15 protein-coding genes are annotated in these 14,447 nt (G+C 42.8%); 7 read left to right on the top strand and 8 right to left on the bottom strand.

Annotated features, from left to right (window positions below; all coding sequences use genetic code 11):
• Positions 1–355 precede the first annotated feature (355 nt).
• The 8 genes from MSTHT_RS05255 to coaBC all read right to left on the bottom strand — a co-directional run bounded on the left by MSTHT_RS05255 (position 356) and on the right by coaBC (position 8,806).
• The gene (locus MSTHT_RS05255; RefSeq protein WP_048166875.1) at positions 356–1,591 is read right to left on the bottom strand and encodes an adenosylhomocysteinase; all 1,236 of its coding nucleotides are present in this window, start codon (positions 1,589–1,591) and stop codon (positions 356–358) included.
• Positions 1,592–1,736: 145 nt separating this feature from the next.
• On the bottom strand, positions 1,737–3,035 hold the full coding sequence (locus tag MSTHT_RS05250) for an amidohydrolase family protein (protein WP_048166874.1): 1,299 nt from the start codon (positions 3,033–3,035) through the stop codon (positions 1,737–1,739).
• Between the two features lie 279 nt (positions 3,036–3,314).
• A complete protein-coding gene (locus MSTHT_RS05245; RefSeq protein ID WP_048166873.1) occupies positions 3,315–4,211 on the bottom strand; it encodes an LbetaH domain-containing protein in 897 nt (298 codons plus the stop codon).
• Between the two features lie 48 nt (positions 4,212–4,259).
• Positions 4,260–4,574, bottom strand: coding sequence for a hypothetical protein (locus MSTHT_RS05240; protein ID WP_148704579.1), 315 nt, complete (start codon positions 4,572–4,574; stop codon positions 4,260–4,262).
• 115 nt (positions 4,575–4,689) lie between these two features.
• Entirely contained in the window at positions 4,690–5,373 is a 684-nt protein-coding gene (locus MSTHT_RS05235) for an HD domain-containing protein (protein ID WP_048166871.1), read from the bottom strand.
• Positions 5,374–5,375: 2 nt separating this feature from the next.
• Positions 5,376–6,137 (bottom strand): 4-phosphopantoate--beta-alanine ligase, encoded by a 762-nt coding sequence (locus MSTHT_RS05230; protein ID WP_048166870.1) that lies wholly within the window; start codon positions 6,135–6,137, stop codon positions 5,376–5,378.
• A gap of 251 nt (positions 6,138–6,388) precedes the next feature.
• Complete coding sequence (locus tag MSTHT_RS05225; RefSeq protein WP_082086777.1) at positions 6,389–7,321, bottom strand: pantoate kinase; 933 nt, start codon at positions 7,319–7,321, stop codon at positions 6,389–6,391.
• Positions 7,322–7,438: 117 nt separating this feature from the next.
• Complete coding sequence (gene coaBC / locus MSTHT_RS05220) at positions 7,439–8,806, bottom strand: bifunctional phosphopantothenoylcysteine decarboxylase/phosphopantothenate--cysteine ligase CoaBC (RefSeq protein ID WP_082086776.1); 1,368 nt, start codon at positions 8,804–8,806, stop codon at positions 7,439–7,441.
• Positions 8,807–9,108: 302 nt separating this feature from the next.
• Here coaBC and MSTHT_RS05215 point away from each other — a divergent pair, with 302 nt between their 5' ends.
• The 7 genes from MSTHT_RS05215 to MSTHT_RS15035 all read left to right on the top strand — a co-directional run bounded on the left by MSTHT_RS05215 (position 9,109) and on the right by MSTHT_RS15035 (position 14,226).
• Positions 9,109–10,149 carry a Vms1/Ankzf1 family peptidyl-tRNA hydrolase gene (locus tag MSTHT_RS05215; RefSeq protein ID WP_181952183.1) on the top strand — a complete coding sequence of 347 codons (1,041 nt, stop codon included), beginning with the start codon at positions 9,109–9,111 and terminating at the stop codon, positions 10,147–10,149.
• 661 nt (positions 10,150–10,810) lie between these two features.
• A complete protein-coding gene (locus MSTHT_RS05210; RefSeq protein ID WP_048166869.1) occupies positions 10,811–11,548 on the top strand; it encodes a YoaK family protein in 738 nt (245 codons plus the stop codon).
• A gap of 162 nt (positions 11,549–11,710) precedes the next feature.
• Positions 11,711–12,502, top strand: a complete 792-nt coding sequence (locus MSTHT_RS05205) for a 23S rRNA (uridine(2552)-2'-O)-methyltransferase (protein WP_048166868.1) — start codon at positions 11,711–11,713, stop codon at positions 12,500–12,502.
• 146 nt (positions 12,503–12,648) lie between these two features.
• Entirely contained in the window at positions 12,649–13,296 is a 648-nt protein-coding gene (locus tag MSTHT_RS05200; RefSeq protein WP_048166867.1) for a histidinol phosphate phosphatase domain-containing protein, read from the top strand.
• 290 nt (positions 13,297–13,586) lie between these two features.
• A complete protein-coding gene (locus MSTHT_RS15045) occupies positions 13,587–13,745 on the top strand; it encodes a hypothetical protein (protein WP_231588205.1) in 159 nt (52 codons plus the stop codon).
• Positions 13,746–13,804: 59 nt separating this feature from the next.
• The gene (locus MSTHT_RS15355) at positions 13,805–13,939 is read left to right on the top strand and encodes a YncE family protein (protein WP_259274537.1); all 135 of its coding nucleotides are present in this window, start codon (positions 13,805–13,807) and stop codon (positions 13,937–13,939) included.
• Between the two features lie 32 nt (positions 13,940–13,971).
• A complete protein-coding gene (locus MSTHT_RS15035) occupies positions 13,972–14,226 on the top strand; it encodes a hypothetical protein (protein ID WP_048166866.1) in 255 nt (84 codons plus the stop codon).
• Positions 14,227–14,447 lie beyond the last annotated feature (221 nt).

The following is a 14,447-nucleotide window of genomic DNA, read 5'->3' as shown; positions in this document are numbered from 1 at the left end:
AACAAATTGATTTTTGTTTAAATACGTCTATAAGATGAATTTGTACTACATGTCTATAAGATGAACTTGTACTAATATATCCTTTGTGATTTTTTGAGTTATAAACTGTCTATAATAAATATTTAAACGTATATATATTTTTCATCAGAAGTTCTTGAGAATAAAGCGCAGCCAACAAAAGAAAGGAAAATAAGTAATTGTTAAGTTTCACAAAAATTATTATTTTCTAAAAAGACGTGCAGCCAAAAGTAAAACGAAATTAGAAAATAAAATGCAGTGTGAGTTACTGCATTTTTAGCACCGTAGTTATACTATTGAAGAAAATTTGTAGAAATTACTCTTTTTTCTTTTCAAATTACGTTCCGCACTCCCAGCCGCTCATGTAGGATCTCTGCGCTTCTGTAAGCTCGTCGATGCTTATGCCCATTGATTCGAGTTTCATTCTGGCAACATAATTATCGAGTTCCTGGGGTACCCTGTGGACTCCGTTCGGGAGTTTGTTTTCGGCAATATAGCGTACACAGAGAGCCTGGTTTGCAAAGCTCATATCCATGACCTCAGCAGGGTGGCCGTCGCCGGCAGCGAGGTTAACCAGTCTGCCTTCGGCTATGACATTGATGCGCTTGCCGCCGATATCGTATTCTTTTATGTTGTTTCTTACTGTTCGGACGGTCTTTGCGAGGGAATTAAGGGCTTCCATATCAATTTCCACATTGAAATGACCAGAGTTTGCAAGGATTGCTCCGTCAGGCATGGATTTGAAGTGCTCGGCTGTGAGGATATCGCGGTTTCCGGTAGTGGTTACAAAGATTTCTCCTATTTTCGCGGCGTCAGACATTTTCATGACCCTGTAGCCGTCCATTCTGGCTTCAAGGGCTCTTATGGGATCAACTTCGGTAACGATTACGCTTGCCCCGAGACCTGCTGCCCGCATTGCAACTCCACGTCCGCACCAGCCGTAGCCTGCAACAACAACGTTTTTGCCTGCAACCAGGAGGTTTGTAGTCCTGTTAATACCATCCCAGGCTGACTGCCCTGTCCCGTAGCGGTTGTCAAAAAGGTACTTGGTCATGGCATCGTTTACTGCAATTACCGGCATTTTCAGGGCTCCTTCCTTTTCCATAGCATGAAGCCTGTGCACACCGGTAGTTGTTTCCTCGCAGCCGCCAAGGATATTCGGAAGCAGGTCGGTTCTTTCCTTGTGTAATTTAAATATGAGATCTGCCCCATCATCAATGGTGATATCGGGTCTGGAATCCAGAACACGGTCAATCGCTTCATAATATTCCTGGCTTCCTACCCCGTATCTTGCAAAACAGCTTATATTCTTGCGTATGTTAAGTGCAAGGGCTACGTCGTCCTGCGTGCTCAGGGGATTGCAGCCTGTAATTGATACCTCCGCACCGCCAGCTGCCAGGGTCTCTACAAGGACTGCAGTTTTCGCTTCTACATGCAGTGCCATTCCTACTTTCAGCCCTTTCAGGGGTTTTTCTTCCTCAAACTTTTCCCTTATAATAGCAAGCACAGGCATGTGGTTTCTTGCCCAGTCCATTTTCATGTTTCCGGATTCTATTAGTTCTTTTTCATTCATGGTGATCCCGTAATATTATAGATAGGCGATTAAATTCGATTTTTATCAGGATGAATATAAAGTTCAATATAAGGTCAATTTATTCTCGTGGTCTCAGGTATTACCTTTCCGCATAATTAAAATCATTTCCCTGAATACGAGTTTCTCAGGCATTTGCCCTTGCGATAAGCTCTTCTGCGGCTTTTTGAGCCTCTTCCAGCACCTTCTGCTCATCGAAAGCCAGTACCCTGTAATCGTCCATAAGGAGTTTTCCATCTACAATTGTTGTCCTTACATCACTGCCTCTTGCAGAGTACACAAGATGGGAATGAATATCAAAGCAGGGAGTAAGATGCGGTTTTCTCATATCCACAACAATCAGGTCCGCTTTCTTTCCAACTTTCAACATGCCGGCTTCAATGCCGAGGGCTTTTGCCCCATTCACAGTACCCATCTCAAGTACCTGCCGTGCAGGAAGGACAGTCGGACTGAAAGTGTTGACTTTATGCAGGAGGGCAGCAGTTTTCATTTCCTCGAATAGGTCAAGGTTGTTATTTGAGGCGCAGCCGTCCGTGCCAAGGCTTACATTTACCCCTTTTTCGAGCATTTTATGCACAGGTGCAATCCCTGAAGCCAGTTTCATATTACTTATAACGTTATGGGAGACATTCACTCCTCTTTTTCCCAGAATCTCTATGTCCCCATCCGAAAGCCAGACACAGTGGGCAGCAAGCACATCAGGTCCGAAAAACCCTATGTCCTCCAGAAGGTGCACCGAACATTTTCCGTACCTTTCTTTCATGGCAAGGAGCTCGGCTTCCGTCTCAAGGAGATGAATATGAATGCCTGCTCTGTCCTTGCTGGCTTCCTCTCTGACCTTTGCAAGAAATTCCTCGGAACAGGTGTTCGGAGCATGGGGTCCATACATGGTTTTTATCCTGCCGTCAGCAGCTCCCTGCCAGGCTCGAACAAAACGCTTACCTTCCTTAAGGTCGGTTTCTCCTTTTTCTTCGTTCCAGAGCTCTATTAACCCGTGACAGAGTGAAGCCCGAAGCCCTGATATCTCAACAGCTTTTGCGGTTTCATCCATATAGAAATACATGTCTGCAAAAGCTGTTGTTCCCGACCTGATCATCTCCAGACAGGCAAGCAGGCTGCCTTTATAAACATCTTCTGCAGTTAGCTTCGCCTCGGCAGGCCAGATATGCCCCTCAAGCCAGTCTGCAAGCTGCAAATCATCAGCATAACCCCTAAAAAGTGTCATTGCAGCGTGAGTATGCGTATTTACAAGCCCGGGCATTACTACGGAATGTTTCGCATCAATTACGGTATCAGCACTTTCGCTTGTCTTTTCCCCGATTTCAGTAATCTTTCCGTCTTCAATGACAATGGTTCCGTTTTTGAGGTCTCCCTTTTCAGGGTCCATAGTCAGAACATAAGCATTTTTTATAATTATATCAGCCATCTGATCAGATCCGTTAGGTAATGAAATCAAGTTATTAGCTTAAACACGTTTTAAAGAGCATTTTCTGATTTTGAGTAATGTAACTAAAAAGTAACTTGAATTAAGAGGTTAACTTGAATTAAGAGGTAACTGGAATAGGAGGTTATACTAAAAAAAGCTGTCCTGAAATTACTGAAATTTCTGAGAATACTGGAATTATATTAAAATCCTGTAAAAAAAGAATTCATAAGCCCCTGAAAACCGGGACTTCCCAGTGTCGTTTTTTGTAAATACGCTCAACTACCTGTCAATAATATTGTACCCTTGATCAGGAAGAATTATGCTGCCGGATTTTATCACCCGCCCGGGATATATGATTACTCCAGATCCGATTTTAACTCTATTACCCATAGCCGGGCCCAGGATGTAATACCCGGAATTAACTATCTCCTTACCGGCGAGAACTTTCACCATGTGTAGATTAATCTTGGGATCGCCCTCATCAGCATTCTTCAAAATACAATCCGTAATAAGTGACCCAGCGCCAAGAAAAGAATGGTTTCCAACTATAGAATAACGAATATCGGTGTTAATAACTGAATTATTCATAACACAGCTCATAATAAGATTTCTGCTGGCAAGAAGACTACTTCGTGCTCCCAAAACTCCAAACCGGACCGTACAACTCGGCTCAAGAACAGCATGATCACCAATATGCCCCACTGCGATAGTTACATTTGGTCCAATAACAGCTCCGTCACCAATAGTAGTTGGACCTATTATAGTTGCTGTTGGATCTGTTTGACAACCTTTTCCAATCTTAACTGTACCACAGTTTTCTGGTGCATATGGTAGACAGGATAGTATTTTTCTAAATCTCGCATACCAGTTTATAAAACCTGTATTTCGCTGGCGTTCCTGGGAATGAATGCCCCACGTAAAATTGGCAAAAAGCAGATGTATCCAGTGTTTGATAGCGATATAAGATAGCCTTGGTACTTGTAAGTGAAATGGGGGGAGCGTAATAGGTAAATTACCTGATAATTTTTGCCCTTTTCCTAATTCTGGTGAGGGCAAGGAGAAACAGGGAATAGAGATACTTTCCGTATCTATTACTATGGGTAAGAAATCTTTCTCCTGTGTTCCAGCGGGAAAAAAGAAAAAATCACCCATATACAAATTTCCCACATGTTCCATACTATGCTGCAGGGATGAGATATGCTCACTAAAACAGGGGTCAGTATCTTAGAATGCTAATCGTGCAGGTTTTCCGGTTGCTGAAGCCCTGTTTAAAAACTCCAGGACTATTTCTTTATTGAAGTAAATATCATCACGGTAAACAAGCGTTGGGGAGGTAGATGAGCTAATTTCTTCCAGTGATGAGATTAAAAAAGGTCTTCCTTTAAATTTTAATTGTGTGAATACGTCTTCCTGATGTTCGACGATTGTTCTGTTTAATACTGGCAATCTTGCAGCCGGTGATTCGAAGGGATGGATTACCTGCTTTGTTTCAAGGATACACCTTCTCATCCGCCGATCTACAGTGCCTCTGGAGGTCATTCTGAGAATATATGCATGATTCTCTTTAAAGGGTTTGTGACCAGCGCAGCGCCAGCCCTTTAGGATTGATAACTCTAAATGGTTATAATCGTTTTTATCAGCATTTTACGATAATTTATTTAAGTTTATTAAAGTCCGATCCCTGCTTAGATTCCAGATTTATCATTCCGGTTTCAAGTTTCAGCGCTTCAAGATAAAGGCGCATGATTTTCAGCCTTTCTTCAGCAATCTTCTTTGCCGTATCGGTATTCAGCTTCTCAGGAATTGTGAAAGGTTTATACTTCATGTATTCATTAAAGCCTTCAATCGGGTCTTCAATATATACAGTTCTTTTCGAACTCCCCTTATCCAGCCCTGTTGTGTGTTTCAGCATTCTCAGAGCGCCCATAGAAAGAACAGCCCTGAAAATTCCTACTGCTCCGAGAGCGTCAAGGCGGTCAGCGTCCTGCAAGATCCGGGCTTCGAGAGACTCCGGAATCTCTCCTGAACTGAAGCGGTGAGTCAAGATGCAGTTCTTAACGGCTTCAATAACCTCTTTTCTCAGCCCTGCTTTTGAGAGGAATTCTGAGGCTATCTCAGCACTATATACGGCATGGTCCCCTCCTTCTTCATGTTCTTTAATTACGCCGACATCATGGAGAAGAGCTGCAAGCTGAAGGACGAGAGGATTTCCCCCTTCTACTTTCTGGATCTCAAGGCAAAGGGCTTCTACCCGGTTTATATGTGACATATCGTGGGAACTGGGCTCTCCTTCAAGAAAAGAAGCCACAAATTCCCTCGTTTTTTCTATCAGGTCCATATTCAGTATTCCAATTCTGCAGCAATGGCTTTGAGGTTTTCCTGGATCTCGGAAACCGCCTCGGAGAGGGCTCTTTTATTGTCATAGGTCGTGATTAATTCCACAAGTTCTTCTTTCCTCTCCTTTTTCAGTTCTACTCCTAGCTTGATCATGTTATCAAGTGCCCGCGTGAGATTGTCAACTATCGAGATTGTAGCTGTCCTTGAAGTTCGTGAGAGAGGGTTCAGGTCGATGGCTATAACGGTCTTTCCCATTTCCACGAGTTTCTCGCATCGGTCTCCGTCTTCCAGCGGGACGAGCACCACATCTGCGGAATAAATCCCCCTGCTCTCTACCAGCCGCCTATCGTGAGAGAGTTCAAGGGTAGCGTCCGGATTTTTCCCGAGTACTTCGGAAGCCCCATTGGCTTTAAGCTGTTCTATAATAAGGCGCACCCTCGTCTCTGTCCTGTGAAAGAGATTCACCTCAAGTTTTGCCCCCATAACATCCGCAAGAGCTACAACTTTATCAGGAGCAAGAGCTGCGACATTACCGTTTACAGAAATTACAGGGTTCTTTGCCAGAAGCATGGCTGCAACTGCCGCCCTTTCAGCATACAGTGCAGACTTGGTACTTCGCTCGCCTATGAGGTAATCAAAGCTTTCACCTCTTCCCTGGGCAATCAGCCCCTGAATGCTTGTAATCCCCATTTTTACCCCGGCTGCAACCTTTTCACGGGCGATCAGGGACTCATACCTAGGGTGGTCTTTAGGTATCTCTGTCATAACGGTCGCTTACCTTTCTTATTTTAGTTTATGCAAATCAATTTAAATTCAGTATAGGCAAATATTTATTCTAATTAAGCCTTCAGAACTGCGTGTCATCTATTTGATCCAGATTTTCTTTCTATTTCTATTCTATTTAAGCTGTAGGAGGATTAATTAAGCAGTAGATTTTCTGTAAATTCTTTTTTGCGAATATTTTTGTGTAAAGATTTTAGATTTTCCTGATCTGCATGAAACTGCTTTTCCTGGGTTCACTCATTCATTAACTTCGGCACACAGGTACTTATGCTGTATTCCAGCACCTCCCCGAATTCCTGAAGGGATTCGTAGAGAGAGAATTCATGGGGGTGAGGAGCAATTGCAAAAACCGTATCCCCAAGCATTGCCTGGGAAGCAAGCCCTCCACTTGCGTTTGCAGCTTCGATAACATCTTTTGCTCTGCTGCTCATAAGACCTGTTTTACTGGCAAACGTTTTAGCCTGTTGCATGAAATTCTCAAGTGTAGGCTTTTTAAGCAGCTCGGACATGGCTGTTTTCCCTGCACTGTTAATTCTTGCGGTTGCGGCTTCGTCTCTCAGAACCAGATCGGTAGAAATCTCGCCAAGTACAATACAGAAAACCCTGGCTTCAGGAGCCGGAATCCTGTCTACAAGCCCGTACTCGGGCCCACCCGGTTGCAGCCTGATTACCACTCCACCGCTGGACTGGGCAGCAATATCTCCAAGCCCACTGTGGTTGACAACCTCAGCTACATGGGCATACTCAGTCAGGCTCTTTACGGTCTGGTTAAGGGAAAGTGCTCTGTTGAGGGCATAGGCTGTACCGAGAGCTCCTGCACCTGATGCTCCGAATCCGCACCCGGTTGGAATTTCTGCCCAGCTCTTTATCTTTACAGGCATGTCAGTCATCATCTCTGCGACTGTACGGCTGGTTTTGCCTTCAACCCTTTTTCCGTTAAGGAAAATCTCGGTCTCTTCTACAGACCTCCCTACCTCTACTTCAGTGGTAACGCCTCCGTTCAGGACGATTCCGCAGCCTGTAGAACCCTTACGATGAGGATTTTCGTGTTCATGTATCTGGAAAAAACCTGTAATGTGTCCCGGAGCATAGGCTTTTGCCAGAAAGTTTGCTCCTTCACTTTCATATGTATACATGGAAAGCGCCTTTTTTACAATTTTAATCATTTTTTCAAAGTTCGTTCCTGTTTTGCATAGTGCTTTGCAGAATATCCGGATCTTTGTGAAATATTCCGGAGTACTCGGCAATACCTGAGATGCTTGTTTTTTATCAGAGCATTTACTTCACGAGAGTTTTTGTTTTAACAGTTCAGCTACCTCTTCAAGGATATAGGCTGCAAGTTTGCGTTTATTCCCGCTTACGTGCCTGGGTTCGCTTTTTTCCCTTCTAACCAGGTACAGTTCATTTTCCTCGGTGCCCATTCCGCCTTTTGCAACGTCGTTTGCTGCAATCAGGTCAAGTTTTGAGGCTTTAAGGGTTGAGCTTGCTCTTCTTAAAAGTTCCTGCTTTTCAACCCCGGTTTCAGCCTTGAAGCCTACAATTATAAGGTCAGGGTATTTTTCACGGCATTCTTTTATCAGCTTGCGAGTAGGTTTCAATCTCAAAACAAGTTCTCCTCCCGATTTGATCTTTTCGGGAGAAGGCTCGACTGTATAATCCGCAATCGCTGCCGAACTTATAAGGACATCGTATCCGCTTTCAAGCTCCAGGAGTACAGCCTCAGTCATCTCAGCAGCGCTTTCTGCAAAAATTTCCCTGATTCCCGAAAATCCGAGCCTATCCCGATGAACAAGGGTTACATCAGCTCCGTTGCGGTAAGCCTCAAGGGCAAGTTCTTTTCCTGTTTTGCCTGAAGCCCGGTTCGTCAGAATGCGGATAGGATCTATGCTTTCGGCTGTTGAGCCGCTTGTGATGATTATCTTCCGGTTCTCAAGGGTTTTGCTTCCCAGCACCCTTTCTACTTCAAGCACGATTTCTTCATTTGCTGCAATTTTTGCGATGCCTTCTTCCAGCCTGGGACCGACGATCTGGATACCCCAGCTTCTCAGTTTCACCAGATTCTCAGCTACAGCCGGATGCCTGAACATAGATTCATGCATCGCAGGAACTACCATCACAGGTACACCAGAGCCAAGTGCAGTTGTTGCAAACGAGGTTACAGGGGTATCATCTATCCCGAATGCAATTTTTCCCACAGTGTTTGCTGTTGCAGGGGCTATAAGGAGAAGGTCTGCTCTTCCCTTGAGTCCGCAAAACTCCACATGCTCAACCCTGCCTCCAAGTTCGGTAATTACAGGGTTTCCTGTAGCATAGTGCAGGGCATCAGGGTGCAGTATTCGCGTGGCAGCCTCTGTCATGACAGCATGAACTTCAGCTCCATTTCTTATCAGTTCTCTTGCAAGCTCAACGGTTCTTACCGCCCCAATGCTCCCTGTAACTCCAATAACTATGGTTTTCCCAGCAAGAGATGAGCTTTTCTGTCCCTGGATCCAGAGTGTTGGATGGAAATTTTCGGGTTTGCGCCTGGAAGGCTTTTGCCTGTCCTGTTTATCCTTTTCATCTACTCGATCCGGTTCTTTTTGACCGGGATTTTCCCTGTTCGGTTCCTTCTGATCCGCTAGGTTTTGAGTGTCTTCCAATGGGGTTTTCATTCAGGCACCGGAGTAATCTATAAAGCTAATAAACTAAGCTAGTAAACTGGGCAATAATTTCTTAAATCGATTTGCTTTTCAGAAAACATTCCTGAAAGCAAAGTGACATTTAATACGATATTCTTAAAACTTTCGAAATACAAACGATTAAAATTAATAGAGAAGCTTTATAGAGATGCTTTAATTTCTTAATAAGTCTGAGTTATGAAATAGAGAGCTAAATCTTGGCTGTTATGAATTAAATACCAGCCACAGGATTATATTGATTCTGATTGACGCCGGAGAATGTTCGGGAAGGCAAAATGAACGACAAGAAAGCAAAAAAAGAAACCTCGGAAATCACAAAAAAGGGCTTGGGTACACTTATAGGGAAGATTTCAGGAAAAGAGCAGCTTGAGCTTGAGATAGCCCGGCTCAAATCTCAGATCGTTAGATTGGAGCTCGACCTGCAGAGTGCAAAAAGCCAGCTTGAAAAGAAAGAGGCTCTCGCAAGGCAGGCAGTTGCGGACAGGCAGGAGGCTGAAGCCCTTTTAAACCAGGAACGTATTCGGACTCAGACCCTCTCCCACGAGCTTGAAACCCTCAGGTCTGAGTCCGAGGGCAAACTGAAGTTTCGGGGAATTGAGACTTTGAGCCCGCAAGCGGTTCAGGCTTATCTTTCCAGACTCAAATCCTTCCACGCCCCTGCAGATGACCTGCTCACTGTTTACCTGCCTTCGGGTACCAGGCTATCAGAAATAATGAGTGAAAAAATACTTGAGCGTGTAGAAGAGGGAAACCGTACGCTTCTTGACAGGCTTGAATCCGAAACCGGCGTTGTGCTTTTCTATGATTTTCACCGCATGATTTGTGAAGCTATAGCTCCCCCTCTCCCGATTGCTTCCCCTACTTGGCAGCTCGGAGACAATTTTGAGGTTGCTTTGCTTGAGGAAAGTTTGAGTAAGGACTACCGAATACTTATCCTTATCCTGCATGCAGGTGAATCCTTCATAGGCTTTACTCCCGATGCGCGGGTTTTTGACATCAGGGAGCTAATCCGCAGCAGTGTAAAGGAAAAGCACAGTAAAGGAGGTTTCAGCCAGCGCCGCTTCGAGCGCCTGAGGGAAGAGGATATCGCGCATCATGTCGATAAAGTCGTCGAGGCTCTGGACAGGGTTCTTGAAGAAAACAGGTCTATTGACTTCGTCATTCTGAGCGGGGATTTTCAGCTAATTGGGGAAATCCGGAAGCGCCTTCCACTTAATCTTGAGGTAATTGAAAAGCCGTCTGACATCAGGGTCGAAAAAACAGGCGGTGAAGAAATACTAAGAACGGTCTTGAGCTCAAGAAGGTATTTGCTGTGAAATATTGAAGGTATGTTTGCTATAAGAGCTGAGGTCAAGACGACAGTGGGAGATATACTTGACCCTTTTCAGAACATGAGAGTTAAGATTAAAAAGTTTATCCGGCTTAGCTTTTTGTTTCATGTAATGCAAAGTTCTCTTAGAAAACTCTAACCTTTTCCAATGAGAGTTGAAATTTTGAGAAGAACATAATTTCTGCGTCAAAAAATTTTAAATTATGTGGAGAAGAGACTTTTCTACCTGAAAAATGACAGCAGGATGACCATTCACGGACAATCCGTAAGAAAGTTACTGAATAATAATTATCGATAGTTTTTTATACTATTGCTTTTATTTAACTCTCGCAGGTCGATCGGTCTACTTATTACATGAAAAATTTCCTCCTTTAAACCCCCTAAATTGATAATGAATACGCTATCAATACCGCATTATCGACCTGTCAATCCTCCTTTTTACGGAATAGAAAATTAAATTTGGGATTGTAATCTTAACAGCAATAATTAGATCAAAGGAAGTTTTGGGATTGGCTCATAATTTAAATTTTTGTTCTATGATTTGCTAGAGATTAGTTTAGTTATTTCTTACTTTTAGGTGCAGTCCCAGCAGGTTAGGTGCAAAGCAGAAAGGTTTGTTACAATTAAGATGATTTCTAGAATTTTGAATGATAAAAATGCAAATAAAGAATGAAAATAAAATAAATTTTAAAAAATTAACATCTGAGTCTGTAGAACTTGGTATACTTCTTACACTGGTAGGGGGATTTCTTGATGCTTACACATTCGTAGGGAGAGGCGGGGTTTTCGCCAATGCGCAGACTGGAAATGTTGTGCTCATGGGTATAGAAGCTGCAGCAGGAGAATGGGAAAAGGCAGTACTTTATGCAGTACCTATTCTGGCATTTATTGTGGGAGTAGTAGTTGCCGAGACAATCAAAAAACCTTCAATGCGACTGTTAATACCGGATACCGAAAGAGCAGTTTTAATTCTTGAGATTGCAGTCCTTTTTATTGTAGGTTTTATACCTTATACAGGTCCTGATATGATGGTAACTGTTGCAATCTCATTTGTAGCTGCTCTCCAGTTCTCTGTATTTCGCAAACTTGACGGTTCTCCGTACAACACAATCGCGATTACCGGAAATCTACGATCCGCTACCCAGGAAGCCTATCTTGCTGTCACAAGAAAAGACTATAAATCGGCTTTTCAAGCAGTCCGTTTTTCTGTGATTAACCTCTCGTTTTTAGCAGGAGCTATTCTGGGAGGCTTGCTTACCTCATTTATTGGGGTTAAAGCAGTGTGGGTTACTGTAATTGTGCTAATTTGCCCTGTAATATTGCTCAGCACAGACGAATACAAGAGTAAGAATGTTCGTATTGATGCTAAAGGCTCAGGGGTTTAATAAGAGATAATCAATGGATTATCTGACAAAGACACATAAATTACTGATAAATGGTCAATGGATATTGAGAAAAGATTCATGGATTATTGACAAGAAATTAAGATGAGGAACTAGACGATTTTTCCGTAACTTATATCAGCTCTCAGTGCAGGGAAAGTAACAATGGCAAGAGACAGAAGAGATTATTATTATCATCAGGCAAAAGAGGAAGGGTACCGATCCAGGGCTTCCTTCAAACTTAAACAGATTAATGAAAAACATAAAGTTCTCAAGCGGGGAGACACAGTTGTCGATCTGGGGGCAGCTCCGGGCGGGTGGCTTCAGGTTGCAAAGGAATTATCCGGGGGAAAAGTTCTTGGCGTGGATTTGCAAAGAATTCAGCCTATTGAGGGAGTTGAGACAATTCAGGGCAATATAAATGCCGAGTCCACAATTAAAAAGATTATTCAAATTGTTGGTCCAAAAGGAGCCGATGTGGTGCTCTGTGATGCAGCCCCTAACCTGTCAGGAAACTGGTCCTATGACCATGCAAGGTCAATCGAGCTTGCAACTTCGGCTCTGGAATGTGCAAAAAAAATTCTCAAGCCTAAAGGAAACTTCGTTGTGAAGGTCTTCCAGGGAGATATGTTTGGCGACTATATGCAAAAGGTAAGGGATAATTTTGTCCGGACAACAGCTTATTCTCCTAAAGCCTCACGCTCCCAGAGCGCGGAAATTTATGTTATAGGAAAGAAATTCCTTACAGCTCCGCTCAGGAAAGGAAATGAATTCGTTGTAGATATCGAGAAGCTGGGTTCAAGTGGAGACGGGGCTGTGCTTATTGAGGGTTTTGTTGTCTTCGTAAAGGATGTCGAGATAGGAGAAAAAGTCAGGATTAAAATAACAGATGTGAAGCCGAACTTCGCTTTTGCTGGTGTCGCAGAAAGGCTTGGAAAAACCGAGAAATCTGATTGAAAACCGAAAAATCTGGTTAATTTATTAAATGCTTAATTAAAAATTGATTAAATGTTCATTAATAAAGTGAACTGTAGAATTAAGTAATAAAAAGCCTAAAAGTCAAAAAGTAAAAAGCATAATATTTTCTAAACACGGTGATCCGGTTGATTGATCTTCATACTCACACGATTTTCAGTGACGGGGAACTTATCCCCAGCGAACTTATTCGGCGGGCTGTCATTCACGGCTATAAGGCTATTGCACTTACCGACCATGCCGATTACACTAATCTCGAACAGCTTATAGAAGCTGCAAAGAAAGCAAAATACCTTGAAAGCGAATGGGATATCCGTGTTCTGTCGGGTGTTGAGCTGACGCATGTCCCTCCCCGCCAGATCGCTCCCCTTGCAAAGAAAGCAAAAGAACTGGGCGCAGAAATCGTGGTCGTTCACGGGGAAACCATAGCCGAGCCGGTTGCCCCTGGAACAAACGCAGCAGCGGTCGCCTGCGAATATGTTGATATCCTGGCTCATCCGGGGTTGATCTCCGAGGAAGATGTTGAGACTGCTAAAGAGAACAATGTCTGCCTTGAGATTACCGCCCGAAATGGGCACAACCGGACCAACGGCCATGTTGCAAGGCTCGCTCTTCAAGCCGGTGCAACGCTTTTAGTGAATACAGATACACATGCTCCTGAAAACCTTATCACAGATGAAGCTGCCCTGAGAATTGCAATGGGAGCCGGGCTTACCGAAGCAAAGGCAAGAGAGGTATTAAAAGCATCTGCGAGGAAGATCGCAGAAATTATTTAATGTGTAATTTCTTTTTCCACTCTTTTCCAAGTTTGCACAAGAATACCCTGTGGATAGTGCTCAATTTTATTAATTATAGCTCAGAAACTATATTTCTAAGGTATTATACTTTCTTCTCATATCATGCTCTATGAGCCTATTCCATAACTCTAAACTACTTCTCTGAATCTTGAGTTGGGATAATCAATGAGCTTCTGATTACGGAAAAAAATTCTGTAACTTTACTGATTTGAGAATCAAATCGACCATGGATAAACTCATAAATATACGAATCTATCTAGAATTTTAAGATGAAAGATATAACATCTAATAAAATATTTAGAGAACACATCCTCATAAAAGCGTTAGGAGTTATATTACTGGCACTCTTAATGCTGATGGGTATTGCAGATGCGACGCAAGATGCAGATATTGCAGATGCGACGCAAAATGTAGATGTACAAGTCTAACCTTTCGGAGTGGCACCGTCTTTGTAATTGACACTGCAACAAATAAAGTTATAGATACGGTGGAAATAGAAATTAATCCATGGGGAGTTGCATTCAGTCCGGATGGTAAAAAGGTATATGTGGCTAATGAGGGCAACATCGACGAAAAAATTGGTGGTAGGCTCTATGAAAAAATGATGGCACAGTCTCTGTAATTGATACAGCTACTGATACTGTTATAGCCATAATGAACATAGAAGGCAATCCTTCTGGAGTTGCAGTCACTCCGGATGGAAATAAGTTATATGTAGCGAGTAGAGACATAACTTTCTTACATGATAGTAGAGAGATATCTTTTGTAGATGAAATGCCTCCTGATTATATCGAATATAATCTGATGAGATACAATGTAATTTTTCGCATTGGAACGATTATTTTTGTCATAGGCGTGGTTGCTTTAATAATCGTTATTGGGACGTCTTTTGTGTCAAAGAGAAAATAATTTTTGAGTTCATGGCTTCAATCTTCTTATTTTACCTTACATTAAAATATCTCATCCGCGCTTTATTTCTGCTATCTTTTATGGCAAAAATGACAACATATTTTAGGTTCTGTTAGGATAATCGCTGAAAAACGTAAGCGTAGGAACAGTTCTCAAACCTATTCATAAATATATGATTCTGTATATTCGGAGGATATCTTAGGGCAGACTTATAATTATGC

The organism is Methanosarcina thermophila TM-1 (assembly GCF_000969885.1).
Taxonomy (GTDB): domain Archaea; phylum Halobacteriota; class Methanosarcinia; order Methanosarcinales; family Methanosarcinaceae; genus Methanosarcina; species Methanosarcina thermophila.
The sequence above is the reverse complement of the archived record's forward strand: the minus strand, read 5'-3'. Positions and strand labels throughout refer to the sequence as shown.

What these genes read in the sequence shown, in the direction of transcription:
- MSTHT_RS05210 (WP_048166869.1), top strand. Translation starts at nt 10,811, where the DNA reads ATGATAAAAATGCAAATAAAGAATGAAAATAAAATAAATTTTAAAAAA.
- MSTHT_RS05230 (WP_048166870.1), bottom strand. Translation starts at nt 6,137, where the DNA reads ATGACAGAGATACCTAAAGACCACCCTAGGTATGAGTCCCTGATCGCC.
- MSTHT_RS05255 (WP_048166875.1), bottom strand. Translation starts at nt 1,591, where the DNA reads ATGAATGAAAAAGAACTAATAGAATCCGGAAACATGAAAATGGACTGG.
- MSTHT_RS05235 (WP_048166871.1), bottom strand. Translation starts at nt 5,373, where the DNA reads ATGGACCTGATAGAAAAAACGAGGGAATTTGTGGCTTCTTTTCTTGAA.
- MSTHT_RS05245 (WP_048166873.1), bottom strand. Translation starts at nt 4,211, where the DNA reads ATGGAACATGTGGGAAATTTGTATATGGGTGATTTTTTCTTTTTTCCC.
- MSTHT_RS15045 (WP_231588205.1), top strand. Translation starts at nt 13,587, where the DNA reads ATGAAAGATATAACATCTAATAAAATATTTAGAGAACACATCCTCATA.
- coaBC (WP_082086776.1), bottom strand. Translation starts at nt 8,806, where the DNA reads ATGAAAACCCCATTGGAAGACACTCAAAACCTAGCGGATCAGAAGGAA.
- MSTHT_RS05250 (WP_048166874.1), bottom strand. Translation starts at nt 3,035, where the DNA reads ATGGCTGATATAATTATAAAAAATGCTTATGTTCTGACTATGGACCCT.
- MSTHT_RS15035 (WP_048166866.1), top strand. Translation starts at nt 13,972, where the DNA reads ATGAACATAGAAGGCAATCCTTCTGGAGTTGCAGTCACTCCGGATGGA.
- MSTHT_RS05225 (WP_082086777.1), bottom strand. Translation starts at nt 7,321, where the DNA reads ATGATTAAAATTGTAAAAAAGGCGCTTTCCATGTATACATATGAAAGT.
- MSTHT_RS05240 (WP_148704579.1), bottom strand. Translation starts at nt 4,574, where the DNA reads ATGACCTCCAGAGGCACTGTAGATCGGCGGATGAGAAGGTGTATCCTT.
- MSTHT_RS05215 (WP_181952183.1), top strand. Translation starts at nt 9,109, where the DNA reads ATGAACGACAAGAAAGCAAAAAAAGAAACCTCGGAAATCACAAAAAAG.
- MSTHT_RS05205 (WP_048166868.1), top strand. Translation starts at nt 11,711, where the DNA reads ATGGCAAGAGACAGAAGAGATTATTATTATCATCAGGCAAAAGAGGAA.